General features: G+C 67.8%; 27 protein-coding genes. 12 read left to right on the top strand and 15 right to left on the bottom strand.

What is annotated here, in order from left to right; translation table 11 throughout:
- Window positions 1–199 precede the first annotated feature (199 nt).
- Window positions 200–1,105, top strand: a complete 906-nt coding sequence (locus ACFVWL_RS09645) for an aldose 1-epimerase family protein (protein WP_387181666.1) — start codon at window positions 200–202, stop codon at window positions 1,103–1,105.
- A gap of 142 nt (window positions 1,106–1,247) precedes the next feature.
- Here the strand turns inward: ACFVWL_RS09645 and ACFVWL_RS09640 are convergent, their stop codons facing one another.
- From ACFVWL_RS09640 to ACFVWL_RS09595, 10 genes are all read right to left on the bottom strand, one after another.
- Window positions 1,248–4,460, bottom strand: a complete 3,213-nt coding sequence (locus ACFVWL_RS09640) for an efflux RND transporter permease subunit (protein ID WP_387181663.1) — start codon at window positions 4,458–4,460, stop codon at window positions 1,248–1,250.
- 16 nt (window positions 4,461–4,476) lie between these two features.
- Window positions 4,477–5,064 carry a TetR/AcrR family transcriptional regulator gene (locus tag ACFVWL_RS09635; protein ID WP_387181657.1) on the bottom strand — a complete coding sequence of 196 codons (588 nt, stop codon included), beginning with the start codon at window positions 5,062–5,064 and terminating at the stop codon, window positions 4,477–4,479.
- Window positions 5,065–5,197: 133 nt separating this feature from the next.
- Window positions 5,198–6,163 (bottom strand): DMT family transporter, encoded by a 966-nt coding sequence (locus ACFVWL_RS09630; RefSeq protein ID WP_387181654.1) that lies wholly within the window; start codon window positions 6,161–6,163, stop codon window positions 5,198–5,200.
- A complete protein-coding gene (locus tag ACFVWL_RS09625; RefSeq protein ID WP_387181653.1) occupies window positions 6,160–7,341 on the bottom strand; it encodes a Gfo/Idh/MocA family protein in 1,182 nt (393 codons plus the stop codon). Before ACFVWL_RS09625 ends, ACFVWL_RS09630 begins: the two co-directional genes overlap by 4 nt.
- A 41-nt stretch (window positions 7,342–7,382) precedes the next feature.
- A complete protein-coding gene (locus tag ACFVWL_RS09620; protein WP_387181650.1) occupies window positions 7,383–8,441 on the bottom strand; it encodes a LacI family DNA-binding transcriptional regulator in 1,059 nt (352 codons plus the stop codon).
- 3 nt (window positions 8,442–8,444) lie between these two features.
- On the bottom strand, window positions 8,445–9,338 hold the full coding sequence (locus ACFVWL_RS09615) for a carbohydrate ABC transporter permease (RefSeq protein ID WP_387181648.1): 894 nt from the start codon (window positions 9,336–9,338) through the stop codon (window positions 8,445–8,447).
- Window positions 9,331–10,290: a carbohydrate ABC transporter permease gene (locus tag ACFVWL_RS09610; RefSeq protein ID WP_387181645.1), complete on the bottom strand. Its 960-nt coding sequence runs from the start codon at window positions 10,288–10,290 to the stop codon at window positions 9,331–9,333. The genes ACFVWL_RS09615 and ACFVWL_RS09610 overlap by 8 nt, the downstream gene beginning before the upstream one ends.
- A 4-nt stretch (window positions 10,291–10,294) precedes the next feature.
- On the bottom strand, window positions 10,295–11,563 hold the full coding sequence (locus tag ACFVWL_RS09605; protein WP_387181643.1) for an ABC transporter substrate-binding protein: 1,269 nt from the start codon (window positions 11,561–11,563) through the stop codon (window positions 10,295–10,297).
- A 194-nt stretch (window positions 11,564–11,757) separates the two neighbouring features.
- Window positions 11,758–12,117 (bottom strand): fluoride efflux transporter FluC, encoded by a 360-nt coding sequence (locus ACFVWL_RS09600; protein ID WP_387181640.1) that lies wholly within the window; start codon window positions 12,115–12,117, stop codon window positions 11,758–11,760.
- A complete protein-coding gene (locus ACFVWL_RS09595) occupies window positions 12,114–12,488 on the bottom strand; it encodes a fluoride efflux transporter FluC (protein ID WP_387181639.1) in 375 nt (124 codons plus the stop codon). The genes ACFVWL_RS09600 and ACFVWL_RS09595 overlap by 4 nt, the downstream gene beginning before the upstream one ends.
- Before the next feature lie 109 nt (window positions 12,489–12,597).
- Between ACFVWL_RS09595 and ACFVWL_RS09590 the strand changes: the two genes are divergently transcribed.
- Window positions 12,598–14,124: an FAD-dependent oxidoreductase gene (locus ACFVWL_RS09590; protein WP_387181636.1), complete on the top strand. Its 1,527-nt coding sequence runs from the start codon at window positions 12,598–12,600 to the stop codon at window positions 14,122–14,124.
- On the opposite strand, the gene ACFVWL_RS09585 is transcribed toward ACFVWL_RS09590, so the two are convergent.
- From ACFVWL_RS09585 to ACFVWL_RS09575, 3 genes are all read right to left on the bottom strand, one after another.
- Window positions 14,093–14,932 carry a nitroreductase family protein gene (locus ACFVWL_RS09585; RefSeq protein WP_387181632.1) on the bottom strand — a complete coding sequence of 280 codons (840 nt, stop codon included), beginning with the start codon at window positions 14,930–14,932 and terminating at the stop codon, window positions 14,093–14,095. The genes ACFVWL_RS09590 and ACFVWL_RS09585 overlap by 32 nt on opposite strands.
- 5 nt (window positions 14,933–14,937) lie before the next feature.
- Window positions 14,938–15,312: a hypothetical protein gene (locus tag ACFVWL_RS09580; RefSeq protein WP_387181629.1), complete on the bottom strand. Its 375-nt coding sequence runs from the start codon at window positions 15,310–15,312 to the stop codon at window positions 14,938–14,940.
- Window positions 15,313–15,450: 138 nt separating this feature from the next.
- On the bottom strand, window positions 15,451–16,248 hold the full coding sequence (locus ACFVWL_RS09575; RefSeq protein WP_387181626.1) for a MerR family transcriptional regulator: 798 nt from the start codon (window positions 16,246–16,248) through the stop codon (window positions 15,451–15,453).
- Between the two features lie 168 nt (window positions 16,249–16,416).
- Here ACFVWL_RS09575 and ACFVWL_RS09570 point away from each other — a divergent pair, with 168 nt between their 5' ends.
- The 5 genes from ACFVWL_RS09570 (at window position 16,417) to ACFVWL_RS09550 (ending at window position 21,255) form a co-directional block, all read left to right on the top strand.
- Window positions 16,417–16,890: a hypothetical protein gene (locus ACFVWL_RS09570; protein ID WP_387181623.1), complete on the top strand. Its 474-nt coding sequence runs from the start codon at window positions 16,417–16,419 to the stop codon at window positions 16,888–16,890.
- A 476-nt stretch (window positions 16,891–17,366) separates the two neighbouring features.
- Window positions 17,367–18,506 (top strand): hypothetical protein, encoded by a 1,140-nt coding sequence (locus ACFVWL_RS09565; RefSeq protein ID WP_387181620.1) that lies wholly within the window; start codon window positions 17,367–17,369, stop codon window positions 18,504–18,506.
- Between the two features lie 21 nt (window positions 18,507–18,527).
- Entirely contained in the window at window positions 18,528–19,124 is a 597-nt protein-coding gene (locus ACFVWL_RS09560; protein ID WP_387181618.1) for an ATP-binding cassette domain-containing protein, read from the top strand.
- A complete protein-coding gene (locus tag ACFVWL_RS09555) occupies window positions 19,121–20,326 on the top strand; it encodes an FtsX-like permease family protein (protein ID WP_387181615.1) in 1,206 nt (401 codons plus the stop codon). The genes ACFVWL_RS09560 and ACFVWL_RS09555 overlap by 4 nt, the downstream gene beginning before the upstream one ends.
- Window positions 20,326–21,255 (top strand): AfsA-related hotdog domain-containing protein, encoded by a 930-nt coding sequence (locus ACFVWL_RS09550; protein WP_387181612.1) that lies wholly within the window; start codon window positions 20,326–20,328, stop codon window positions 21,253–21,255. The genes ACFVWL_RS09555 and ACFVWL_RS09550 overlap by 1 nt, the downstream gene beginning before the upstream one ends.
- On the opposite strand, the gene ACFVWL_RS09545 is transcribed toward ACFVWL_RS09550, so the two are convergent.
- Window positions 21,190–21,825, bottom strand: a complete 636-nt coding sequence (locus ACFVWL_RS09545; protein ID WP_387181609.1) for a ScbR family autoregulator-binding transcription factor — start codon at window positions 21,823–21,825, stop codon at window positions 21,190–21,192. The genes ACFVWL_RS09550 and ACFVWL_RS09545 overlap by 66 nt on opposite strands.
- A 65-nt stretch (window positions 21,826–21,890) precedes the next feature.
- Between ACFVWL_RS09545 and ACFVWL_RS09540 the strand changes: the two genes are divergently transcribed.
- From ACFVWL_RS09540 to ACFVWL_RS09530, 3 genes are all read left to right on the top strand, one after another.
- A complete protein-coding gene (locus tag ACFVWL_RS09540; protein WP_387181606.1) occupies window positions 21,891–22,787 on the top strand; it encodes an NAD-dependent epimerase/dehydratase family protein in 897 nt (298 codons plus the stop codon).
- A 125-nt stretch (window positions 22,788–22,912) separates the two neighbouring features.
- Entirely contained in the window at window positions 22,913–23,752 is an 840-nt protein-coding gene (locus tag ACFVWL_RS09535) for a DUF4097 family beta strand repeat-containing protein (protein ID WP_322957510.1), read from the top strand.
- Entirely contained in the window at window positions 23,749–24,375 is a 627-nt protein-coding gene (locus tag ACFVWL_RS09530) for a PadR family transcriptional regulator (RefSeq protein ID WP_387181603.1), read from the top strand. Before ACFVWL_RS09535 ends, ACFVWL_RS09530 begins: the two co-directional genes overlap by 4 nt.
- Window positions 24,376–24,613: 238 nt before the next feature.
- Here the strand turns inward: ACFVWL_RS09530 and ACFVWL_RS09525 are convergent, their stop codons facing one another.
- Entirely contained in the window at window positions 24,614–25,159 is a 546-nt protein-coding gene (locus ACFVWL_RS09525) for a universal stress protein (protein WP_387181600.1), read from the bottom strand.
- Between the two features lie 149 nt (window positions 25,160–25,308).
- Here ACFVWL_RS09525 and ACFVWL_RS09520 point away from each other — a divergent pair, with 149 nt between their 5' ends.
- Together ACFVWL_RS09520 and ACFVWL_RS09515 are read left to right on the top strand one after the other, a co-directional pair.
- A complete protein-coding gene (locus tag ACFVWL_RS09520; RefSeq protein WP_029263716.1) occupies window positions 25,309–25,494 on the top strand; it encodes a DUF3073 domain-containing protein in 186 nt (61 codons plus the stop codon).
- Between the two features lie 128 nt (window positions 25,495–25,622).
- Window positions 25,623–26,444 (top strand): MOSC domain-containing protein, encoded by an 822-nt coding sequence (locus tag ACFVWL_RS09515; RefSeq protein ID WP_387181597.1) that lies wholly within the window; start codon window positions 25,623–25,625, stop codon window positions 26,442–26,444.
- The last annotated feature ends 191 nt before the right edge of the window (window positions 26,445–26,635 follow it).

The raw sequence follows: 26,635 nt of genomic DNA, 5'->3' as shown, positions 1-26,635 counted from the left end.
GGGTTCCGGACTGTCAGCGGCCGGGGCCATTCATGTGATGGTTGATTAGCGTCGAGCGACGCTCACCATCGGCCCCTGGACTCACACTTCACACACATAAAACGTCCGCGCCAACGCGCGGGTGTCCGAAGCCGACCGGTCAAGTGTAGCCGACGCTCCTGAGAGAGTGCCGACCCGATCGTGGCCGTACGATGTCGAGGTGAGTACCGCTTCCCCCACCGGCGCCCAGATCACCCTCCGACTCGGCGAGGTGGACGCGCAGATCGCTCAGGTCGGCGCCTCCCTGCGTTCGCTGCGTATCGGTGGGGTCGACCTCGTGCCGCCGTATCCGCTCGCCCTGCCCACCCCGGCCTGTTCCGGCGTGGTCCTCGCGCCCTGGCCGAACCGCGTGCGCGACGGAGAATGGAACGACGACGGCACCGCACGGAGGCTCGCGATCACCGAGCCGAAACTGAACAACGCGAGCCACGGCCTGCTGCGGTTCACGGCGTACGAGGTGTCGCACAACGACAGCGAAGCCGTGCTGCGTGCGACCGTCTTCCCGCAGACGGGATACCCGTATCTGGTCGAGACGACCGTGACGTACACGCTCACCGCCGACGGCATCGAGGTGACACACGCGCTCACGAACCGTTCGACCACGCCCGCGCCGGTCGCCCTCGGCACGCACCCGTTCGTGACGGTCGGTGACGTCGACCCGCACGACCTCGTCCTGCGCATCCCAGCCGATACGGCTTTCGAGACCGACGAGCGGATGCTCCCCACGGGTACCCGTCCGGTCGAGCCCGCCCTACGCGACGGCATCCGGCTGGGAGATGTCACCCTCGACACGGGCTTCACCGATCTCACGCGCGACTCCGACGGCCGTGTGCGTCACTCCCTCACCACCCCGGATGGCCGCCGGGTCACGCTCTGGCAGGGCGAGGGCTTCGACTACGTGCAGGTGTACACGACGCCCGCCTATCCCGGGCAGAGCCTCGCGGTCGCGATCGAGCCCATGACTGCGCCGGCTGATGCGTTCAACAGCGGCCGCGGCATCCGTCGCCTCGCTCCCGACGAGACCTGGACGCTGCACTGGGGCATCACCTTCTCCCCCGCTCGCTGAGCGCAGCCGCCGGGTCTCCCCCGTTCACAACTCAGGAGCACGCAACCGAAAGGCCCCGAATCACGCACCTGAATGCGGATCCGGGACCTTTCTCCTGAGTTGTGACCGGTCCAGAGGTATGGCCGGCGCTGACGGGCGCGACCTACTCGCCGCGCTCGCGCATCTCGCGCCGGGTGAGCTGCGGTGCGTGCGGCAGGCCCGAGGCGTCGATCAGCACCGGCTGAGCAGTCGCCGCGGCGGCACCCGACGTCCCGGGGCCGACCGGAGCATCCGGCTTCGGCGTCTCGCCGGCATCCGAGCCACCGGCCTTGCGCGCACGACGCCGCTCCTTGGCTCCCTCGACGAGGTTGTAGAGCGTCGGCAGCACGATCAGCGTCAGCACGGTCGACGAGATCAGGCCGCCGATCACGACGATCGCGAGAGGTTGCGAGATGAACCCGCCGTGACCCGTGATGCCGAGGGCCATCGGGGTGAGGGCGAGGATCGTAGCGAGCGCGGTCATCAGGATCGGCCGCAGACGCTTCTCGCCACCGGCCTTCACCGCCTCGATGGTCGACAGACCCTTCTCGCGGTACTGGTTCACGAGGTCGACGAGCACGATCGCGTTCGTCACCACGATGCCGATCAGCATCAGCACACCGATCAGAGACGCGACGCCGAGCGGCACGCCCGTGATGATCTGCAGCAGGATCGCACCGGTCGCCGCGAACGGCACCGACACGAGCAGCAGCAGCGGCTGGCGCAGCGACTTGAACGTCGCGACCATGACCACGTAGACGATCAGGATGGCCGCGAGCATCGCGAGGCCGAGCTGCGAGAACGAGTCGGCCTGCTGCGACGCGACGCCGCCGACCTCCGCGGATGCACCGTCTGGCAGGTCGACCGCCGCGAGCGCTTCGTTCACCGACTGTGTGGCCGTTGCCAGGTTGTCGGATGCCGGGGGCACCGTGATGGTCGACGTGCGACGCCCCTGCTCGGTGGTGATCGAGGTCGGTCCGTTCTGCTGCTCGACGGTGGCGATGTCCTGCAGCTGCACGATGCCGGTGGGGGTCGGGATCGTGAGGGCCTTGAGCGCGTCGACCGTGGTCGGCGGGTTCGGCGTGACGATGTAGACCGTCAGCGCGGTGTCGTCGATCTCCACCGAGCCGGCTTGCTGCGGGCGCATGGTGCCCGAGACGATGGCTCCGACGGCGACCTCGGAGAGTCCGCGCTGGGCGGCCGCTTCCCGATCGACCACGACGGCGATGTACGGCAGCGACGCGGCGAGGTTGTCCGTCACCTGACCGACGCCGTCACGTCCGTCGAGTTCCTTGACGAGAGCCGTCGTCGCGGTCTGGAGGTCGTCGGAGTTCGACGCGCTGACCGTGATCTCGATGTCACTCGAGCCGAAGCCGGCGGATGCCGATACGGCCACGTCGCCCACATCGTCGCCGAGACCGTCGATCGCGTCCTGCACGTCGGTACGGAGCTTCTCCTGGTCGGCGTCCGCGTCGGTCAGCACGGAGTATGTGACACCCGCCCCGCCGGAGAAGGCGTCGCTGAGCGCCGAGCCGCTGGTGCCGATCGAGGCCTGCACGTGCTCGATGCCGTCGATGTCGAGCAGCGCGTCCTCGACCGCGACCGCGGCATCCGACTTCGCCTGCAGGCTCGCCGTCGGACCGAGGTCCTGCGTGATGGTCATGGTGTTCTGACCGGAGTCGCCGAGGAAGTTGACCTTCATCAGCGGCGCGGCGGCGAGGGTGGCGCCGAGCACGACGACCGCGAGGATCACCGTGATGCCGGAGTGCTTGAGCGTCCAGCCCAGGATCGGGCGGTACTGCCGCTGCAGCCAGGTCGGCGGGGCATCCGGGTGCTCGGGGTCGATCGCATCGCCGTGCTCGTCGAGCAGCGGCTTGCCGGGCTTGAGGAACCAGTACGCGAGCACCGGCACGATCGTCAGGGCGACCAGCAGCGAGGCGACCATCGCGATCGTGACGGTCATCGCGAACGGCCGGAACAGCTCGCCGACCATGTCGCCGACGAAGACGATCGGCAGGAACACGGCGACGGTCGTGATCGTGGATGCCGTGATCGCCATGGCGACCTCGCGCACGGCGAGACGGATGGCATCGCCCTTGTCGGCATCGCCGACGTAATGACGTTTGATGTTCTCGATCACGACGATGGAGTCATCGACCACTCGACCGATCGCGATCGTGAGCGCGCCGAGCGTGAGCACGTTCAGCGAGTAGCCGAACGCCTGCAGCCCGATGAACGTGATGAGCACGCTGGTCGGGATCGAGATCGCGGTGACGAGTGTCGACCGCACCGACAGCAGGAACAGCAGGATCACGAGCACCGCGAACACCAGGCCGAGAAGGCCTTCGGTGGCGAGCGTCTCGATGGACTGCACGATGAACGGCGCCTGGTCGAAGATCACCGTGAACTGGGCGTCGGGGAAGGCGTCGCCGATGGTGTCGAGCGCGGCGAGCACGCCGTTGGACACCTCGACCGTGTTCGCGGCCGGCAGCTTGGTGATCGAGATCGAGAGCGCGTCCTTGCCGTCGACCCGCGAGATGGAGGTGACGGGATCGGACTCCTGCGCGACCGTCGCCACGTCGCCGATGGTGACGTCGGAGCCGACCAGCGGGAGCGCCGCGATCTCTTCGACCGAGGTGATCTTCGCCCCGGTCTGCACCGTGAGCGTCTGCCCGTTCTCGGTGATGTCGCCACCGGGGAAGAGTGTGCCGTTCTGCTCCAGCGCGTCGTTGATCGCCGAGGTGCTCTCTCCCGCGGCCGCGAGCTTCGCGACGTCGGGCGTGATGCTGATGCGCTGCCCGACGCCACCGACGATCTCGGCGGCGTTGACACCGTCGACGTCTTCGAGTTCGGGGATCGCGACCGATTCGAGTTCAGCCTGGGCGTTGTCGGCATCCTCGAATCCGGTGACCGCGACCTGGATCACCGGGAAGTCGTCGATGGAGACCGACAGCACCTGCGGGGTCACATCCTCCGGCAGCTGCGACGAGATGCGGTTGATCGCCTGCTGGATCTTCTGCTCGGCGGTGGCGAGGTTCGTGCCGTATGCGAACATCGCCTGCACGATCGAGGCGTTGGTGGTGCTGGTCGCGGTGGTCGATTCCAGACCGGGCACGCCCTGGATCGCCGCTTCGACCGGCGTCGAGACGTCGTTCTCGACGACCTCGGGTGAGGCACCGGGGTAGGTCGTCATGACGACCAGCGCGGGCAACTCGAGCGAAGGGATGAGCTCCTGCTTGAGGTTCGTGAGCGCGAGCCCGCCGAACACCGCCGCGACGATGGTGATCAGGGCGATGAGCGCGCGGTTCTTGAGGCTCAGGATGGCGAGTTTCGACAAGGCGGTTTCCTCGGTGTCAGGGTGTGGCTGTCGCTGCGGAGGGGGTGGAGACGTCGTCTCCGAGGATCCGCGCCAGTGCGGACTCGATGAAGGACTGCGCAAGACGGTCGTCGCGGATCTGCATGTTCCACATGACGCCGTCGATGAAGATCATCGCTGCTCTGGCACGGTCTTCGCCATAGGTCGGCGTGAGCAGTTCGACGAGACGGTCCGACAGATGGCGGGCGAGATCCCGCAGACGCGGGTCGTGCACGGCGGCGGTGACCACGGCACGGTCGGCCTGCACGGCATGGTGGTCGTCCATGCTCTCGAACACGAGCGCGGCGATCACGTCGGGGCTGTCGCCGCGTTCGGCGATGGTCTGACGGACGCCGTCGAGACGGGCATCGACCTCTTCGGCGAGTGCGCGGAAGGCGGCAGCCCTGAGGTCGTCGAGCGTGTCGAAGTACTGGGTCGTCGCCCCGAGGGGCACCCCGGCGCGCGCGGCGACCATCCGGTGTGTGACGGCCTCGGCACCCACCTCGACGATGAGTTCGGCGGCGGCGGTCACGATCTCGAGGCGGCGCGCTTCAGGGTCACGTCGACGACGCGCAGTGTGCTTCATCCCGCCCCCTTGGACATCCGTACATGTACGTTTGTACATTTCGGGATTGTGAGGACGCTGGGAGGAGGGACGACGCGCCCTCGTCCGTACCCGCCGCCTGGCCCTGACAGCGCGGTCAGGCCGGTCGGTCCGGTCAGTCCTGGCTGCTCTCCGCATTCACGTCCACCCGGCGGAACCTCATCCGGATGACGACGAGCATTCCCACGATGGTGAGCGCGATACCGAAGACCTGAAGCGCCTCCGGCGGCGCGGCGAGTCCGAGCAGCACCGAGGCGATGCCCACCAGCGGCGGCACCGCGAGCCCGAGCAGGGCGGCGTAGGAAGGGCCCGCCGTGAGGATGATGCGGTGCTGCACGAGGTACGCGGGTACGTAGATGCCGAGTCCGAGCAGGGCCAGCACCGCGATGCTGACCGGCTCGATCGTTCCGCCGAGTGACACCTCGATGACAGCCCACACCAGCAGGGGCACACTCCCGAGGGCGAAGATCGGGAGGATGCGCGGAGTGATCGCGCCGGAGTGACCCCGGTTCACGTGAGCGAACAGCAGGCCGTAGACCGACATCGACAGCATCGCGCCCAGTGCGGCGAGAACGCCCCCGACGACGTCCGCCTCCGCTGCGCCGTCGATCCTCGGGACGATGTACAGGACAGCGCCGGTGATCGCGACGAGGGTCGCAGCGAGCACGAGCGGATGCACGCGGATGCGCGCCAGGGCGCTCTCGAGCAGCAGCACGGCCACGGGCGTGAGCGCCAGGACGAGGCTGGGGATCGTCGGCCCCGCACGAGCGATCGCGAGGGTCGAGAGCATCGTGTAGCCGGCGACGCCCGTGACGGCGAGGATGGCCAGTTGCCAACCGACATACCGCGGAGCTGTCCGCAGCGAGCGCCCCCTCGCCAGAGTCGCCACCGCCAGGAGGCCGAGCGCAGCGAACGCGGTGCGACCAGCCGACACCACTCCGACGCCTGCCCCCTGCAATGCGATCCCCGCGACCACCCAGGTCGCGGCGAGGAGCACGACGAGCGCGAGCGACCCCAGTGCGAGCCGCACGCGGTCGGTGCTCGACGAGATCGACGGCGCCGTCCCCCGCGAGTCACTCACACCAGTGCGGCCTCGATCTGCCCGCGCTCGAAATAGGCCACGAGGTCGGGATCCAGCGGGGGGACCTCGATCGCCGACCCGTCACCCCGCAGCGACGCGGTGGCGAGGATGCCCGCTGCCACGGCCTCACGGGCCGCGACGGGTGACGTCTCGGTCAGCCCGCCGTGCCTCACGAACCGCAGGAACTCGGCGACGAGCAGCGCATCGGCGCCGTCGTGACCCGCATCCGGCACCTCGGGGACGATGAAGGTCTCATCGGCGGCCGCCGCACCCGCATGCCGCCGATTCCACAGCCCGACCTCGCTGCCGGCCACGTCGCCGAAGTTCTCGATGCGACCCTCGGTACCGATCACGGTGTAGTTGCGCCAGTAGTCGGGCGTGAAGTGGCACTGCTGGTACGACGCGAAGATCCCGCCCTCCAGCTGCATGTTCACCATCGAGATGTCCTCGACGTCGACCACCGGATGCAGTCCCGTGAGCGCGGCCGGCGGCCAGTTGTCCATGCTGAACCAGTCCGGCATCCGCTCCCCCGTGCGGTCGCGCCGGTCGGTGATCTCGCCGTAGACGCTCAGCGCCCCCATCGCGGAGACCCGCTCGGTGTAAGCGCCCGCGAGCCAGTGGATGATGTCGATGTCGTGGGCGCCCTTCTGCAGCAGCAGTCCGGTCGTGCGGCGGCGGTCGGCGTGCCAGTCCTTGAAGTAGAAGTCGCCGCCGTGGCCGACGAAGTGCCGCACCCAGACCGCCTTGACCTGTCCGATGCGTCCACTCCGGATCAGATCGCGCATCAGGGTGATCACGGGCATGTGCCGCATGTTGTGGCCGATGTAGAGGCCGGTGCCGGTACGACGGGCAGTCTCGAGCATCGCGTCGGCGTCGGCGAGGTCGATCGCGAGCGGCTTCTCGCAGAACACCGGCACGCCGGCTTCGAGGGCCCGGATGCTGAGCGCTGCGTGCGTGTCATCGGGCGTGAGGACCATGACGGCGTCGACGCCCGAGGCCAGCAGCTCGTCGAGAGAGTCGGTGATGAGCGCGTCCGGCACGAGCGCGCGGGCGTCTTCGCGAGCGCGCGGGGCGAGGTCGCACACGGCGCTGATGCGTGAGCCGTGCCCAGGGCGATGCACCTCTTCCTGCAGGGTCGAGCGCGCGCCGAAGCCGATGATGCCGATCTGGAGATCCACGATGGTCCTTCTGTGTGATGAGTCTGTGCGGGATGCCGATGTCAACGGGCCCGCGGTGCGGGGGCGTCGAGGTCGGTCGATCCGCCGGGGAAGAGCGTCCATGCGAAGTCGTGCAGGCGCCCGGGGGTGGGGTCGGTCTCGAGCGCGCGATCGACGATGATGCGTGCCTGCCGCTCGTAGAAGTCGGTCGGACCGACGGTGGTGAGGGTGGGCGCGATCAGGCGGGCATCCGGGGTGTTGCCGACGCCCACCACCGCGACATCGTGCGGCACCCTGAGGCCGAGCATGTGCGCGGCGTTGATCGCGGCGATGGCGGCGAAGTCGGTCGTGGCGTACACCGCTCGCGGCCGGTTCTCACCCGACAGCAGCTCGACCGCGGCGGTGAAGGCGCTCGCCTGGGTGTCGGCGTACGTCACTGTCCAGCTCGGGTCGGGCTCGATGCCGGCAGCCGCCAGCTTCTCGACGTAGGGCGTGTAGCGCGTGACCTGCTCGCCGGCGAGGCGCACGGCTCCCTCCGCGGCGATGCATCCGATCGCGGTGTGCCGCTCCAGCAGGTGCTCCATCGCGATCTCGCATCCGGGGATCGCGTCGGAGCGGATCACATCGAAGCCCTCGGGCTCGAGGTGCTCGGAGAACACCACGAGGCGCTGTCCACGGCGCACGAGGTCGGCGAGGTTCTGCCGCGCCGCATCGTCGAGCCCCACACCGTCGAGGTAGGCCACATCGCTCTCGACCCGGTCGAGGGCGGCGTGCCAGTCACCGTCGGCGAGGATCAGCGTGGTGAGCCCGTGCTTGTTGGCCTCGGCGTTCACCGCATCGGCGACGGCAAGTGACCACGGGTCACTGAGCATGTGCAGCGACAACTGCACCATGCCGCTGCGTCCGGTGCGGATCGCGCGCGCCGCGCTGTTCGGCCGGTAGTTCAGCTCGTCAGCGGCTGCCAGCACACGGGCGGCCGTGGCCTCGGCGACCCCGGCACCCGATGCCGCACCCGCCCGCCCGGAGAACACGTACGACACGGTCGCCGTCGACACTCCCGCCCGCTCGGCGACCATGCGCAGGGTCGGGCGCCGCGGCGCCTGGTGTTCGCTCTTCGCCATGTCTCAGCCCTTCGATCCGCTGAACGCGATGCCCTGGATGAACTGCCGCTGCAGGACCATGAAGGTCACGAGCATCGGCAGTGTCGCCAGAAGCGCGCCCGCCATCAGCACCGGGTAGTCGGTGCCGTGGATGCCGACCAGCTGCGAGAGCCCGACCGACAGCGGCATCTTCGCGGGGTCGGTCGTCACGATCAACGGCCAGAGCAGATCGTTCCAGGACCACAGCACGGTGAACACCACAAGTGCGATGATGCCAGGCTTCGCGAGTGGAACCATGATCCGCCAGAAGGTCTGCCACGGATTCGCTCCGTCGATGCGGGCGGCCTCTTCGAGCTCTGCGGGCATCGACATGAAGAACTGCCGCATCAGGAAGGTGCCGAAGGCGCTGAAGATGCCGGGGACGATCAGTGCCTGCAGCGTGTTGAGCCAGCCGAGCGACTGGATGATCTCGTACTGCGGCAGCAGGTAGAGCTGAGACGGCACCATGAGCACCGACAGGAACACCACGAACAGCGCGTTGCGGCCGGGGAACGGGATGCGTGCGAACGCGTAGCCCGCCATGGTGCACAGCACCACCTGACCGACCGTGCGTCCGACGGTGAGCCAGACGGAGTTCAAGAACATCTGCGCGAACGGCATCGAGTCGAAGACTTCGGCGAAATTCGTGAACACCCATTCGCGCGGCAGGAACGACGGCGGCACCTGCACCGAATCGGACAGCGTCTTGAACGAGGTCAGCAGCTGCCAGACGAAAGGGAAGACCATCAGCACCGCGCCGAGGGCGAGCACGAGATGCACGATCCAGAGGCCGCGGTTCTTCGGCTTCCCGGCGCGGGTTCCGGAACGGCCGGCCGAGGCGCCGACCACGGCGCGCGTGTCGAGCGAGACGTCACTCATAGTGCACCCACTTCTTCTGCAGACGGAACTGCACGACGGTGAGGATCAGGATGATCACGAGCAGCAGGAAGGCGATGGCGGCCGCATAGCCGCGGTCGTTGTCGAGGAAGCCCGCTTCGTAGAAGAGGTAGACGACCGTGCGAGTGTTCGGCATCGCGGGGTTGCTGCGGCCGAGCATCATGTAGATGAGGTCGAACACCTGCAACGCACCGATCACACTGATCACGCTGACGAAGAAGATCGACGGCGACAGCAACGGGATCGTGATGGAGAAGAACTTGCGCACGGGGCCCGCACCGTCGAGGTCGGCGGCCTCCATGATCGTGTCGGGGATGCCCTGGAGTCCGGCGAGGAAGATGACGATGTTGGTGCCGAGGCCTGCCCAGATGCCGACGACGGCGATCGCGATCAGTGCGGTGTTCGGGTCGGTGAGCCAGCTGCGGCCGTCGATTCCGATCGCACCGAGTGCGGCGTTGAGCACCCCGTAGTCGCCGTTGTAGATCATGCGCCAGACCAGCGCGATGGCGGCGGGCATGGTGACCACCGGGATGAAGTACAGCGTGCGGTAGGCGCTGCGGCCCTTGAGCCCTGCGGTGTTCAACAAGGCGGCGATGCCGACCGCGAGCGGGATGCCGATGAGGGCGATGATCGTGTAGATCGCGGTGTTGCGGAGTGCTCCGATCAGCTCGGGGTCCTGGAACAGGCGCGTGTAGTTCTCGATGCCGACCCACTCGGATCCGCCGAACGGGCCGGACTTCGTGAACGAGATGATGAGCGTGCGGACGGTCGGCCAGAGGTAGAAGACGGCGATGCCGAGTGCTGTCGGGCCGAGGAAGACCAGTGCCCACCACGGTGAGGCTCCGGGATTCCGCCGGCGGCGACGGATGCCGGTGCTCTGCGGCTCCGGCATCCGCTCCGCCGTCTCGACCGCGCGCGGCGCGATGACGGTCATGCGCTCACTCCTGCTCGGCGTCCAGTGCCGCCTGCATCTGGTCGGCGAGGTCCTGCAGGCCATCCTTCGGAGCCACCGCTCCCGACCACACCTGGGAGAGCGCCTCGCTCTCGATGCTCGTCCAGGCGGAGGTGTTCCTCGACACCGGGTACGGCACGGCGTTCTCCAGCGCGTCGATGTAGACCTGCAGGTCGTACTGCGGCAGAGCGTCGACCCATGCCTGCTGCGTCCCGTCGAACGCGGGGATCACGGTGCCGGTCTCGGCCTGGATCTTCGCGGCCTGCTCCCCCGAGGCGAACTCGGCGAAGGCCTTGGCCTCAGCGAGGTGCGCGCTCTTCGCGTTGGCGACGTTGCCCACACCGTGGATCACGCTCTGGTTGCCCTCGGCTCCGGCGGGCAACGGGGCCACGTCGACGCTGCCGCCGATGTCGGCGTTGTCCGCGTAGGCGATGGCCGCCCACGACCCGTTCTGGAACATGGCGACCTTGCCGGAGAGGAAGAAGTCCTCGGGGTTGGTGTCGGTCATCTGCTGCGCCGTGGGGGAGGAGCCTGCCGCGATCAGGTCGGTCCACAGCTCGATGCCGGCGAGCGCCTCGGGCGAGCCGTATCCGCTCTTCGTGCCGTCGGCGGAGATCACCTCACCGCCGGCCTGGGCGATGGAGTTGTAGAAGTTCTCCTGGCCGTACTGGCTGGCGGCCACCCCGAACTGCCCCTTCGCGGGGTCGGTGAGCTTCGCGGCTGCCGCGGTGAAGTCATCCCACGTCCACTCCGCCGAGGGGTATTCCACCCCGGCCGCGTCGAACAGCGCCTTGTTGTACCAGAGGGCGACGGTGTCGAAGTCCTTCGGAGCGCCGTAGAGCTTTCCGTCGTAGGTGTACAGGTCGATCAGGCCCTGCGGGTAGTCGGCGGCGTCGATCCCGCCGTCGTCGAGCGGCGCGAGCTGACCGTTGGAGGCGTAGAGCTGGAAGTTCGGGCCGTTCATCCAGAAGACGTCGGCCGCCGAGCCACCGGTCGCGGCGGTCTGCAGCTTGGTGAAGTACTCCTTGTACGGGGTGACCTGGATGTCGATCGTGACGTTCGGGTTCTCCTTCGTGAACGCCGCGGCGATGTCCTCCATCGCCGGCTTCTGGTTCTCGTCCCAGATGGCGTAGCTGAGGGTGACGTCGCCGTCGGAGCTGCCGCCGCCCGTCGAGGACGAGCAGGCGCTGAGGGCGAGGACGGCGACCGCTGACGCGGCGAGGGCGCCGAAAGCGCGACGGGTCGTACGGGGCATCGGTGTCTCCTTCGACAGGTGCACGAGTGCGTGAACGGATGTTAATCGTTTAGCGTTAATCGATTAGCAAGGAGATTAGCCCGACGGGGACGCACCCCGCAACCCCTCACCCCGGACTGGGCTTTTCGAGTCGCGCAAGTGGTCGCACCCGGCGCTCGGATGCGACCATGTGCGCGACTCGAAAGCGGCCGGGGTTACAGGACGGAGCCGAGAGCCAGACCGAGTCCGGCCGCGAGCACCCCGAGCAGCAGCATCCCGACGGCGTTGAACGCCGAGGCTCCGCGCTCGCCGTCGCGCCACAGGGCGACCGTGTCGAGCATCGCCGTGCTGAATGTCGTGTAGCCACCGAGCAGGCCGGCCCCGAGGAGGAAGGCGGCATCCGGCAGCGCAGTGGTGACGAATCCGAGCGCGAACGAGCCGGTGAGGTTCACGAGCAGGATGCCCCAGGGAAAGCGGCGCCCTGCCAGACGCGCCACTCCGAGGTCGACGAGATAGCGCAGGACCGCCCCCACTCCCCCGGCGAGCGCGGCACCGAGGAACAGCAGCGGACTCACGACGCCACTCCAGCGCGGGGCCGACCGAGACGCATGCCCAGAGCCGCCGCACCGAGCCCGAGCACGAGGCTGCCCACTGCATAGGCGGAGGCGAGAACGGGCGCACCCTCCCACAGCTCGAGGGTGCCCGTCATGAAGGCGCTGTACGTCGTGAAGCCGCCGAGCACCCCGGTGCCGAGCATCAGCCGCAGGTCTGCCGATGCAGGCAGGCGCACGGCCAGCACCCCGATCAGGAGGGCACCGACGATGTTCGCGATGAGCACCGCGACGGGGAATCCTCCGGCATCGGGAAGCGCGAGGCCCAGCCCGAGCCGCGCGGCCGTGCCCACCGCCCCGCCCGCGGCGACGAGGAGGATGCGGCGGAGGTTCACGTCCGCCACTGTAGTCGCCGACCCGCATCGTGTTCGTCGCCTACTGGCAGCGCGTCGTGCGGATGTCAAGGCAGTGGATACCGAGATGCGTTGGGCGTTGACTGACGACATGAATCCCCTGTGGAAGCTCGACCGGATACTGCCCGTCGGATCGCCCTTCGAAGGCGGCGCACACCACGACGTGGTGATCGTGGGCGCCGGGATCACCGGCCTCTCGACGGCCGTGATGCTCACCCGGGCAGGTCTCGACGTGGCGGTGATCGATGCGGGCGGCATCGCCGAACTCGCGACGGGAGCGAACACCGGCAAACTCTCTCTGTTGCAGGGTGCACAGCTCGCCACGCTCCGCCGCCATCACCCGGCCGAGCTCGTGCGCGCCTACGTCGACGCCAACCGCTCGGGGATGGAGTGGCTGCTCGCCTTCGCCGAACTCGCGGGAGTCCCGTTCACCCGCCACACCGATCATTCGTACGCGCAGGGTCCTTCCGGGATCGACACCGTCCACGAGCAGCACTCCGCAGCCCGAGAGGCCGGGTTGTCGGCGCGGATGCCGTCGCCCACCGCGCTCCCCGCGACACCGTTCCCCGTGGCCGCGGCCGTGGCGCTCGACGATCAGGTCGCGATCGACCCCGTGGCCGTGTCGGTGGCCCTCACCGAGGAGCTCCTCGTCGGCGGCGGCACGCTGCACACCGGCATCAGGGCGACGGGGACCCACGCATTGGCAGGCCGTGTCGACACCGCCCAGGGGCCGATCTTCGCCGACCACATCGTGCTCGCGACCGGCGCCCCCATCACCGACCGCGGCCTGTACTTCGCGAAGACGCGCGGGCTCCGTTCGTACTGCGTGTCGTTCCGGGTGCCGGACGGCCTTCCCGAGGGCACGTTCCTCTCCGTCGACGGGCCGACGCGCTCCATCCGTCCGGTGACCGCAGCGGACGGGCCCGGCGGGGCTGCACGGCTCGTCGTCGGCGGCAACGGCCACCCGGTCGGCCGGTCGGACAGCGAGAAGGCGGCGGTGGAGGATCTCGTCGACTGGACGCAGCTGCACTTCCCCGGTGCCGAGGAGACCCATCGGTGGTCGGCGCAGGACTACGAGTCGCACGACCTCATCCCCTTCGTGGGCGCGATGCCCCGCGGCCTGGGTCGCATCCGCTTCGCGACGGGTTATGCCAAGTGGGGGCTGTCGAACGCGCCGGCCGCCGCCCAGCGCCTCACCTCCGAGATCCTGGGCACGCCCCGACGCGACCGCCCGACCTGGATCACGACGATCGGCACGCGCCTGACGGTTCCGGCCGACATCGCTCGCGGGGCGGTGGAGGGCGGCAAGGTCGCGGCGGCACTCACCTCGGGATGGGTGGATGCCGAACGCCGAAGCACTCCCGTTCCACAGCCTGCCGAGGGCGAGGGCGTCGTGGCGAATCGTGCGGGGCGCCCGGTCGCGGTCTCCACCGTCGACGGTGTCACCCGAGCCGTGAGTGGGGTGTGCACGCACCTGGGCGGCGTGCTCAGGTGGAACGACGCGGAATGCTCGTGGGACTGCCCGCTGCACGCCTCGCGCTTCCGCCCCGACGGCACCCGCATCGAGGGGCCGGCCCTGCGGGACCTCACTCCCCTGTCGCCGGCGGACCCGGAGTGACGTCGCCCGTCGGGGGCGCGCCATCCCACCCCTGCTGCGGCGTCTCGCCGTTCTCGCGGAACACGTACTGCGACACGAGCTTGCGCTGACTGCTCGACCAGTCGATCGCGGGGCGACGCTGCTCCGGCGGTAGGTAGCCCAGTCGGTAGACGGCCATGAGCTCGAGGTCGTCGGGCACGCGCAGCAGCTGCACGATCTCGTCCCAGCGGCCCGGCACCTCCATCGGGAACGAGATGAACTGGATGCCCATGCCGAGCTCGACCGTGGTCAGCCAGATGTTCTCCATCGCCGCGCCCATGCTGAACACCGAGTAGAACGACGAGAGCTGCCCCGGCCGGTACTCGCTGCGGTCCAGCATCACACCCAGCAGCAGCGGCGACCCCGCGACGAGCTTCCGGTTCTCGCCGCCCAGGGTCTTCGGCACTCCGAAGGTGTTCATGAGCGTCTGCCCGCGCTTGGTGAACACCTGGCTCGTGAACGGGCGGAGCGCCGCGGGCAGCTTGTCGAACAGCATCCCGCTGCGCTTCTCGTCCATCTCGGCCTGACTGAAGCGGAAATACGGCTTGTAACGCTCGAAGAAGGTGCCGTTCGACATCGCCTCCGTCATGCTCTCGCCCGAGATGCGGGCGATCTGCTCGATCGTGTCGCGGCTCTCGATCACGACGAACCGCCAGGGCTGACTGTTCAGCTGCGACGGCGCGCGCCCTGCGGCCTCGAGGAGGATGCGCTGATGATCCTCCGAGACGGGGTCGGGCAGGAAAGCGCCGTTGGTGGTCTTGCGGCGGCGGATGGCATCGAGCAGTTCCATACGTGTCACTTCCGGTCGGCGGTGGATCGCGAGAGCACCAGCCCCGCGACGATGAAGGGGGCGGCGGCGAGCGCGACCAGCGGATGCCGCCGGCTGTGCGTGCCGAGATAGGGGATCGCCGCGAGCGGCGCGGCGGCCGGCAGCAGCACGACGGCGGCACGGCGGCCGGCCGTGCGCGGCCCCCGCGACCAGCCGGTCGCGACGGCGACGGCAGAGGTCGCGCACGTCGCGATGTACAGCGCGTGGTGCAGCCAGCGGAAGCGACTGGTGTCGATCAAGCGCGCGGCGACGGATGCTCCGAGCGCGCAGTTCACGGCATAGGCCGTGGCCGCAGCGGCGAACAGCGGCGCGGCGTTCGCGCGCTCACGGCGGTGGACCATGGCATGACCCTACGCCCGCGGCTCGACCGCGGTCTCCCCCTTGCACGCGAGTGCGCCGGTCGGGTAAGTCCCGTTCGCGGAAGCGAACGGCCCCTCGTGCGCGGACATCGCACACGAGGGGCCGAGCGGCGCGCAGGCCTACAGGTTGCCCTCCGCGTAGACACGGAGCGCGTCGCGGACGAACTCCGCACCGTGCGTGCCGCCGGACGATGTCGCGTAGTTCGCGCCGAAGCGCGGGTCGGCGACGTACATCTCGCCGAGCCCGATCACATACGCCTTGACGTCTCCGCCGGGGACGGCTGCGGGTGTGCCCGGGATGCCCGTGAGCCACTCGACGTGGCGCCGCGCGACCTCCTGGGCCTCAAGCGAAGACGGATCGACGCCGCTCTCCGCCGCTGCGATCCAGTCGCGCCCGAGGTCGGACACCCGCTGCTGCCAGTCGGCGCGCTCGGCATCGGTCATCCCACGCCACCAGCTGTCGCTGTCGGCGTAGGCCTTCTTTCCCCAGCGCTCCTCGACCTCGTCCTTGTACTGCGTGTGGTCGAAACCGTCGAACATGTTCTCTGCCATGAGATTCTCACCTCCTCTCAATGCCGTGATGGTGGATTCGACCGACGCGATCTGTCGCGCCAGCCGGGTCTGTTCATCGCGCAGGAGCGCGAGATGGGTTTCGAGCGCCGAGGCCTCGTTCGCCGCGGCATCGATCGCGGAGGCAGAGCCGAGCACATCCGCGATCTGCGGCAGGCCGAGTCCGAGCTCCCGCAGCAGCAGGATGCGCTGCAGTCGCACGAGTGCCTTCTCGTCGTAGTGCCGATAGCCGTTGTGCGCGATGCGCGACGGCACCAGCAGACCGATGTCGTCGTAGTGCCGCAGTGTGCGGCTCGTGGTGCCGGCGAGGCGGGCGATCTCCTGGATCGACCAGTCGTCCCTCTCCATCACGCCTCCTCCCGTCGTGTTCGCCGTGATGCCTTGAACTCTAGAAGTTGACGCTGCGTCAAGGTCAAATCGATGGGCGAGATTCATATCGAATCGATTGAGAATAAACAGGTCATTCTGTATGTTTCTGAGCAGGCGTCACCCGACGCCTCGACCGGAAGGAATTCAATGAAGAATCGATCCAAGGCCCTCGCGGGGGCCGTGCTGGCAGTAGGGCTCATCGTGGCCGGCGCCACCAGCGCGCAGGCTTTCAGCGGCAGCCGCAGCGTCACGCTGCCGGGCACCAACATCAATCTTCAGGCGAACGCCTGGAGCCAGAGCGTGTTGAGCGGCGGTCGAGCCGACTTCGCCACGTCATCGAAGGCGACCGTCAACGGAAGCGCCAAGTCGGTTGCCACCATCAAGAACACCGCGACGATCGAGGCGCGAGGCGTCAACGCATCGATCTCGGTGCCGGGGGGAGTGAGCGTCGGGGGGTCGGCGTCCGCGAAGTCCCTGAGCTGGACGAACAACAACGCCTGGATCTCCGACCTCGGCGGCACGGCTTCGTACTCCGGGCTGACCGTCTCGGTGCACGCGAACAGCGCAGCTTTCGCCGTCCATCAGGGCGTGAAGAACTACGTCGACGTTTGGTCGTGGTAGACCTCACGCGTACGGTGGCCTCGGGTCGAGACCCGAGGCCACGACGCGCGGGGGCCGTCCCCGCGATCGCTGCTCTCACGGCGACACTGATCGGCGTGACCGGCTGCACGTCTCCGGAGGACGAGCGGAGTGCCACTCAGGCCGATACCTATGACTACGTGGACCGCTTGAGGGGCGTCAACGACCTGGCGCACTCTTCGCTCGAACTACCCGCAGCTGCGACGCTCGCCGGAGTCGCAGCCATCGCCATGAGCCAACGGTACGTCGGGGCTGAGCCCGAGCCGATCGACGACGTCGAGCTGAGGCGGCTCGCCGACCGTTCGCCGGAGGATGCTCCGGCGATCTTCTCCCAACTGTGCGAGATCTCTTCTGGAGATTCCCGGAAGGCCCGCAGCGCTCTCTCGCCTGACGACGCCGCCTCCCTCGACGCTCTCTCCGCGAAGGACCTGCCGTCGATCGATGACGAGGACGCGGCTGTGTTGGCAGCCGACGTCCTGAGCGCAATGGCCTGTCGTGACGGAGTGGCGGCGACCGCTGTGCCACACGACATCCGTGACAGGCTGCATCAATCCGTCGAGAGCTTTCCGTTGCCGTTTGCTTCGCTGCAACATCAGGGGCTCCTCGCAGAGTCCTCCTCGCCGACGGTGGCCCCCGAGGACATCGAACAGCTTCAGTCGGAAATCGCGGCGGAAGGATGCACGCAGTGGCGACAGGCGTGGGCCACCGCCGCGTCACGAGCAGCGACGCTTCCCGACACGATCATGCAATGCGCGGAGAGCACGACGACGGAGTTGGATGACCCGACGGTGCTGTACTACTTCGTTTCCGCTCAGATGCCACGCGCCGTGCTGTCCGGCATTCTCGAGCACAACGCCGCGGCCGTGTCCGAGTGGAGCCGCGTCGACGCGGTGTTCAGCACGGGGACCGACGAGCCGACAGGGCTGGGGACCATCGCCGCGACTCGCGACGCGGTCACCCTCCTGAAGACCCGGGGGATCGATACGCCTCCGGATTGGATCACGGACGGTCTCGCAACGGCCCTGGAGGGCGACCCCCTGGCATGGTCCGACGCGGGCTCGGCCAGCGACTTCCTTTATCTGTGCGAGTCCCTGGCCGGCGCATGCCCCGCGAGCGTGATCGAAGAGGTCCGCAGCACCGTGACGGCAAGCATCGAAGATCTGAGCCTTCCGGCACCCGGCGATGACCTGTCGGCGGCGCGGATCCTCGAAGCGGCTGCCGTCGCAGAACTCGAACTCCCGGGCTGCACGCCCGAGACGGTGGACCAATGGGCCCAGGACGCTCCTTTGTCGCTCGCGATGCTCGCCATGTCCCAGAAGGAGTGCTGGGAGACTCTGTCCTTATCGAAGCAGGACTATATCGAGGATGCGTCCGCTGCCATGCAGACGACGGAGTACCCGTCGGCGGCCGGCTATGTGATCCTTCACGCACTAGGCACCGATGGCAGCGGCGACAGCGAGATGCGCGACGCCGTGTCGGCGAGCCTCGACGGCCTGATCGCATTGATCGATGAATCAGAGGGGGCGGGTTATGTCGCCAAGGCGCGGCCACTGCCACTGGAACTGCTCCGTGCACGAATCGAGGATTGGACCGAGTGATCGATGCTTGTCGCTGAAGACGTGAGTTACCGATACCCCGGGAGCGCGCGTGGCATCTCCCATGTCAATCTGCACGCGCACGCCGGCAGAGTCACGGCGCTGGTCGGACCATCCGGCTCCGGGAAGTCCACCATCCTCGCCTGCCTGGCCTCCGTGCTTCGGCCTGATTCGGGCCGCGTCACGTGGAACGGAACCGACACCTCCGCCGCCGGATCGCGTGCGTTGATAACGCAGAACAGCTCACTCTTCGAAGACCTGTCGCTGTGGGAGAACGTGGCTCTGGCGTTCGGCCCACCGCGACGCGCGTCCAGACGGCGCGCCGTCGCGGTTCTCGAAGGTCTCGGAATGCACGAACTGGCGGACTCGGCTCCCTCCACGCTGTCTCTCGGCCAGCGCCAACGAGCGGCCATCGCCGCGGCCATTGCCCAGGAAGCGGACGTGATCCTCGCAGATGAGCCCACCGGAAGCCTGGACGAGGCGAACGGTCGGCGGGTGATGCACGCGCTGAGAACCATCGCCGACCGAGGAAGCGCGGTTCTGATCGCTACACACGACCCTCAGGTGATGAAGCTCGTCGACGCCGTCGTGACGCTCGAATCCGAAGGTGGAGAGCTGTGAGTTTCCCCCGCCCCAGCCAGTGGTTCGCGCTCTCCGTGCGCCGGCGATTCTCGACCGCCCGAGACTTGGTTCTCCCCGTCGCCTTCGCGACACTCGTGCTGAGCGCCATCTTGACCCCGGTGGCCGTGCTCTCGGGATTCGTGAGGGCACAGGAGGTCTCGAGCACAGCACTGACACAGGTCGACGTGACGCCGGCCGCAGGCATGGAGGACGAGATCGGCGGCATCACGTCGAAAGACATGGAGCGGATGGCGGCGATCTCTGGAGTCGTGGACGTTCTTCCGAACGCGTCGGTGGGGATCTACGCCGCCGACGGCAGCACGTGGGCCCTCACGCTTCATGTGCTGAACCCGGCCAATCTCCCGCCGGATCTGCCTGAAGCTGCAGCAGGCGAGGTCGTCGGCGACGGGATCGTGGTTCCGGACAAAGCCGACGGATCGGACCTGTCTGCTCTCGTCGGCGAAGCCGTTCCCGTCTCGTACACGCGAATGACGGGCGACAGCACCGGCGAGTTGAGCGAACGCGAGGTGCGCTTCGTCGCGTCCTACGAGTCGACCTGGCAGGGCTATGGTCCCGGCGTCGCCCTCGCATCCGAAGATCTGGTGCTCGAACTCCTGGCGGCGCGGGGAGGCCTGCCTGCCGACGACTATCTTGCGACTGTCGGATTGACGGCGGTCACCGTGACCTCCGCATCGTCCGACGAGGTACCGCAGGTCACCGCCGAGCTCCGCGATCTGGGATTCACCGCCGTGCCGGTGGGCGACCGACTCGGAACTCTGCCGGGGATCTTTGCGATCTTCCCGCAGATCCTCCTGGTCGCCGCTTGTGGGAGCGCCGTCCTCCTGCTGCTCCAGCTCTCTCGTGCTGTGCGCGGTTCCCTGGAACGCAGAGCCCCGGAGTTCGCACTGCTCCGCATCCACGGGTGGACCTCCCGCGACGTCAAGCACCTCATCGCTCTCGACGTCGCGGCCGGCAGCCTCGCCGGCGCGTTCGGCGGTGCGCTGGCGGGCGTGTCGATCGGCGCGTTGCTCGTCGTCACGCTCGTGCCCGGTGTCGCCCCGCCATTGGTTCTCACCGGCGCGCTCGCGGTGCCTGTCCTGGCACTGGTCGTGGCCGTCTTCTGCCTCGTCGTCTCCGTCTTCGCCTCACGGCGGGCCTTGAGGATCGATCCGTTCATCACTGTCATGTCGAGGAGCAGATGATGACACCGACGGGCACGACCGAGGATTGCGCCATCGACAGGTCGACGGTGCACCGATCGTCATCCGGCTCCGTGCTGCCCACGGGGTTCATCAACAACGGTGCGGACTTCGCGATCACGTTGAGACGACCCTCTGATCAAGTCTTCGCGGGCGACCGTTTCGATTCGCTGTTCCTCGCTGAGATGATCCGCCAGTCGACCATCATGATCTGCCACCTCGGTTATGGCGTCGCACCTACCCAGCGGTTCATCATGCTGGGGCTCGGCTTCGAGATGACGAGCCCGCAGCGGCTGAGCACCCGACTGAAGGCGCGAGCATGGGCGGAGTCGCCGAGGTTCGCCGCGGATGGGCAGCTCCGGTCCACGCGGATCCGCTTCGAGTTCAACGATGAACAGGGAAGCCTCGCTTCAGGGTACGGCGATGCGCGCATCGTCGACAGCTCCACCTATCGACGCATCCGGGGTGCGCACGCAGATGCACAGCCGCCGTCCGGACGCCCGGCGAGCAACATCCGCGCGAGCCAGATGGGAAGACGTTCCGAGATCGACGTGGTCATCCGGCAGGTGGGCGACGAGATCGCCCTCGATGTCGACGGGCGTCACCCGTTCTACTTCGATCATCCACTCGACCACGTCCCGGGGGTTGCCGTGATAGAGGCGTTCCGACAATCGGTCGCCGCACTCACACGCTGTCCCACCGCCGAATTCGAGACGTTCGAGGCCGTCTACTCACGCACCGTCGAGTTCGACACGGACGCCCTCCTCGACGTTCGCATTCGTCCCGGCACACGGGATGTCGAGTTCATGATCGTGCAGGATGGAAGGCATGCTGTCCGCGCCTCGGCGAAGCTGCAGGCGAGCCCCTCAGCCGATATCTCCGAAGATCCGGTCCGCCTCATCGATGAACTCGACTCTGCGGTCGGTGTGTGACACGGCATTCACCAGGACATGCCACATCTCGCCGACGCGTCTCCGGAGATCAGCCCGCCCCGTGAGCGTCTCGGACACCAACTGAATCCCGGTGAAACTGGGAATGATGAAACGGGAAAGGACCTCGGGGGGAATCTCGCCGTTCGTCTCCCTGTTCGCATCGGCTGCACGCGCGAGTTCGGTGAAGAGCTCGAGCCAGTCGAGGTAAGGATCCGTGACGGGTCGGCCGAAGGTGGAAGAGTCTGTGGTGAGCCGAACCCCGGCACGCACCACCTCTTCGTCCGTCAATCGTCGCGCGAGGTCCTCGCAGAGCAGCATCATCTGCGTGATGGCCGGGCGCTCCACCGAGAGGATCTCGGCGGCGGCCTCACGCACGATACGGTGCTGTTCGTCGACCAGAGCTCGAGCGACATCTTCTTTGGAGCGAAAATGAAAGTAGAGCGCACCCGCCGTCACCCCGGCCGCGTCCGTGATATCCCCGAGCGTAGCGTTGGCGTATCCCGACCGACGGATCGCCACCGCGGCGCCTTCGAGTATTCTCCGTCGAGTCGTGCGAGCCCGTTCCTGCATCAGGTCTCCAGGTGTTCAGGGGTCGTCAGTACTCTACCGGCCGCGTGTGCCGCCCGTGCCCGCCGATGACCGGCACCGGTTCCCTTCCGTCGACGGCAGAAGTGGCGCTGATCGGGAGCAGCGGATTCATCGGCGGTCATACCAAGGCCGCCCTGGCCGAACAGGGCGTCACCGTCCGTACGCTCTCGCGGCGTGAGATCGGACCGGCGGGCCACCCCGTCGACATTCGAGACGCTCGCGCACTCCGACTGGCTTTGACGGGCGCCGCGGCAGTCGTGCACGCAGCCTCCTATGTCGGGAGCGACTCGAGCCTGTGCAGATCGATCAACATCGATGGCACGCGCAACGTCGTTCGAGAATGGCAGGCGAACGCCCGCGGGCCCCTGGTCTACGTCAGCACCGCTGCGGTATACGGCGATCACCGCCTTCACGATCTGGCCGAAGGCGATCGAGAGCCCGCGCCGCGAACGGTCCGCAGTCAATCACGTCGCGAAGCAGAACTCATCGTTCTCGACGCAGGGGGAACGGTCGTACGACCTCATCTGGTGCTCGGCCACGGAGACCGTTGGGTCGCTGACGGAATCCGTGACCTCCTGGCCAGATTCGGCACGCTGGGAGACGCGGGTTCGGCGCGCCACACCGCGATTGAGGCCACGCTTCTGGGACGCGTACTCGCCGAACTCGCTGTCAGCCCGCGCCGGTGGCCAGCGGAGGTGTTCCACGCCGGGAATGCCGAACCCATCACGGTGTCCACGTTGCTCGATCTGCTCGGCGTCCCGGCACAAGGGCCACGGAGTGACTCTGCGATCATGACGGACATCGCGACGCATCCCGCTTATCGATTCCTTGCCGCCGATCGACACCTGAATGTCGACAAGCTCGCCCAGGTGTTCACGGGGAGCCTCACCTCGCCGTTCTCACTGGCGCCCTCGTCTGCCGCGTGGTACCTCTCCCGCTCGTGACGTCGGGCGCCAGGATTCGTCGCCGCGGAGCACTATCTCTCAGAAAGCCTTGACAGGATCGAGATATATCGTGTTATCGTGGCAACACACGATATATCGTGACCTTCAACCCAGGAGAAGCAGACATGACCGAGAAGTGGCTCATCGCCCCCGGCGAGGAACGCGTCATCGACATCGAATCCGTCACCCGCCTCAAGGTGGGCCTCGTCGGCGGACAGGTCGACATCATCGCCCACGACGAACCGGGCATCCGCATCGAGGTGCACGGCGTCACCACCAAAGACCTGCGTATCGAGTCCCACGACGGCGAGGTCGAGATCGACCACCCGCAGCTGGGCTGGGACAACTTCCTCGAGGTGTTCCGCAACTTCGGCTCGGGCGGTCCCCGCGCCGAGGTGAGCGTGGCGGTCCCCCGCGCGATCGCCCTGAACCTCGGCGTCGTCAGCGCCGGCGCCCTGGTCTCCGGGCTCCGCAACGATGCCCGGCTCAACACCGTGTCGGGCGACATCATCGTCGACACCCTGATCGGCGACCTCACGGTCAACTCCGTCTCGGGCGACGTGCAGGTGCGCGGGCTCACCGGCTCGATCAGCGCGAACAGCGTCTCGGGCGACGTGGCCGTCACCGGAGCCGTGCGCCGTGCGACCGTCGACATCGTGTCCGGCTCCACGCTGGTCGATGCCGCGGGCGACGTGAACACCATCAACGTCAACTCGGTCTCCGGTGGCACCACCGTGCGCCTCGACGAGTCGCTCGCCGCGAACTACGTCATCCGGTCGCTGAGCGGACGCCTGCTGATCGACGGCGTCGAGCGCAGCACCTCGGGCCCCAGCAACTACACCGGCACGACCGGAGAGCTCGCCGGACGATTCGTCGACCTGCGTGCGAACTCCGTCTCGGGCGGGGTCACCGTCCTCCGTCGCACCCCGGCGTCGATCACCGACGATCCGGAGTGGGAAGCATGAGCCCCGCGGTCTTCTCCCACGGCGACCTGCGCCTGTACCTGCTGTCGCTCCTCGCCGAGGCGCCGCAGCACGGCTACGGCATCATCCAGTCGCTCACCGATCGCACCGGCGGCACCTACACGCCGAGCGCCGGCACCATCTACCCGCGGCTCGCGAAGCTCGAGGAGGAGGGCCTGGTCACCAAGACCGTCGACGGCCGCACCACGATCTACTCCATCACCGAGGCCGGTCGGGCCGAACTCGCGTCGCGCGAGGGCGACCTCGCGGGCATCGAGGCCGGCCTCACCGACTCCGTGCGCCTGATCGCGAGCGAGGTGCGACAGAGCGTGCAGGACGCGATGAAGAGCCTTCGCGCCGACCTGGCAGCGGCGGAGAAGGGCGAGCGCACCGCAGCGAAGAACCGTCCCCGCACGGCGACCGATGATTCCCGTCTCGTCAGCCGCGAGGAGATGCATCGCGCAGACGCCGTGATCAACGCCTTCCGCGCCAGGGTGCGCACCGACCTGCGCACCCACATCGCGAAGGGCGGCACCCTGTCGCCGTCGGTCGTCACCGAACTCGAGACGGCACTCGACACCGCGGCACGCGGCGTGACGGTCGCCCTGAGCACTCCACGCTCGTGACCGCGTCGGATCCTCCAGCCGCACGTCCGCGGCTGGAGGGTGCTCGCCCCCGGACGGCATCGCCCGCTCCGACGCCGCAGCCGCCCAGCGCCGCACCGCCCAGCGCCGCACCGCTCGCGCCGCAGGCGCCGTCGGCGCGGCGTCACGGCATCGTCATCCACATGGGGTGATCCACGACGAGAAGAGGCCCCGCCGGCGTATCGCCGACAGGGCCTCTTCTGCGTTCGCGGACCGGCCGCTATTTCTCGGGCCAGATCTCCTTCTGCTCGTCCGGCACCGACTCGCCGAGCGGCACGACCAGGATCGAGCGATGCTGTCGATGGGCGAGACGCGCGGCAACCGATCCGGTGAAGAACTCCCTGATCGACTCGCCGATGCCGCGCTTGCGCGTGCCGACGACGATCAGCTGCGCGTCGAGCTTGTTTGCCAGCTGCTTGATCGCCAGGGCCGGATCGCCGACCAGCTGGCGCGCCGTCCAGGTGACATCGGTCCCTGCCAGGAGAGTGGCGGCCGACGCCTCCACCGCCTCGAACTCCGCGGCGCCGGCGTCGAAGTTGATGTCGATCGGAGCCGAGTGGACGTAGCCATCCGGATCCTCATAGGTCACGAAGCGCGTGACATCGACGTGCGCCACCACGAGGGGCGCGTTCAGCAGCCGCGCGTAGCGGACCGCCTCATCGATCACGTGTCGGTCCTGGTCCAACTGCATGCCGACGATGACGGCTTTCTGCAGCGCCGCGTTCTGTGCGGCCTCGTCGGACGGAGTGGAGGTGTTGTCGGTCATGATGATCGTTCCCTTCACCAGCCTGGCATCAGCCAGAGGGTCTTACCCGCGTGCTATTCTGAATGCTACTCTTACCGGCCTTTAGCCGGTGTCGTGAAATGCCTCGGGCCTGAACAGCCCGCAGCTTAACTCGTGAGGGGGTCTCGCGCATGGGCCGTGGCCGTCAGAAGGCGAAACACACCAAGATCGCCCGCGAACTCAAGGCGTACAGTCCGTCGGTGAACTACTCCGCTCTCGAGCGCGAGCTGGCTCATCCGACCGACGAAGACGCATATGTCGACAAGTGGGCCGATGAGTACGAAGACGAAGACGAAGACGAGCTAGAGAAGGCCTGACCGCCCCTCTGTTCGAAACACCCGCACCACGTGCGGGTGTCTCGTCGTGTCCTGGCGCCGGGAACACACCCTCGGCGCCAGGTCTTCATCCGTCATGCTCGGGCGTCGACAGCTGAGAGGATCTCCTCATGGCCCGCGTCGTCGCCCTCTATCGTCACCCCATCAAGGGGCTCACTCCCGAGCGCCGCGACTCCTTGACCGTGCAGTCCGACGGCAGAGTCGCCGGAGACCGCGTCCTCGCCTTCCGCTTCGCGGATGCCGCCGAGCCGGAAGATCGTGACGGCTACGACTACTGGCCCAAGGCCAAGGGACTCGCACTCCAGGATTTCCCGGCACTGGCCGCGCTGCGTACGAGCTATGACGACGAGACGCGACTCATCCGCATCGCATACGCCGGCTCGGTGCTCGTCGAGGCGGCCATCGACGGCGACGGACGTCGCCAGCTGACCGATGCCGTCACCGACTTCGTCCTGGCGACCCCCGAGGGGCGTCGCCTACGACGCCCCGGACGACTCCCGCTCGTGCTCGTCGGCGATGGGGAGACGTCTCGCTTCCAGGACCGCCCCCGCGGTTACGTCTCGGTACACGGACAGGGCAGCGTTCGCGAACTGGGCGAAGCGCTCGGGATGAGCATCGACGATCGACGCTTCCGTTCGAACGTCGTGATCGACGACGTCGCCCCGTGGAGCGAGCTCGACTGGACCGGCGAGGTGCGGATCGGCGAATTGAACTTCCATGCCGCCGGCCCCATCGTGCGCTGCCTGGCCACGCACGCGAACCCCGATACCGGAGTGCGGGACGCCAAGGTGCTGACCACCCTGACGGGGGCCCTCGCGCAGCAGGAGCCGACCCTCGGGCGCCTGCTGCTGCCCGGCTGGCCCGCTGCGGATGACCACCATCCGCGGGGTGGCGGCGTGATCCGTGTCGGCGACGAGGTCCACGCCCGCTGAGCGCGATCCCCGACGGTGTCGACTCCCGATGTCAGCGCTCCCTTTCGACATCGCGGTTTCGGCTGAGATGTCATCATCCCAGGCTTGTGAGCGCAAACATTTTCTGATTTGATGTGCTTGTGATCGACGACGCCTCGGCGTCACTCCCCCGCCCAGGGCGATCCGCAGGAACATGACCTCAAAGAGGAGAA

The organism is Microbacterium sp. NPDC058269 (genome assembly GCF_042881445.1).
In the GTDB taxonomy this organism is placed as follows: domain Bacteria; phylum Actinomycetota; class Actinomycetes; order Actinomycetales; family Microbacteriaceae; genus Microbacterium.
Note: the sequence above shows the minus strand (reverse complement) of the source record. Positions and strands in the feature narration are given on the sequence as shown.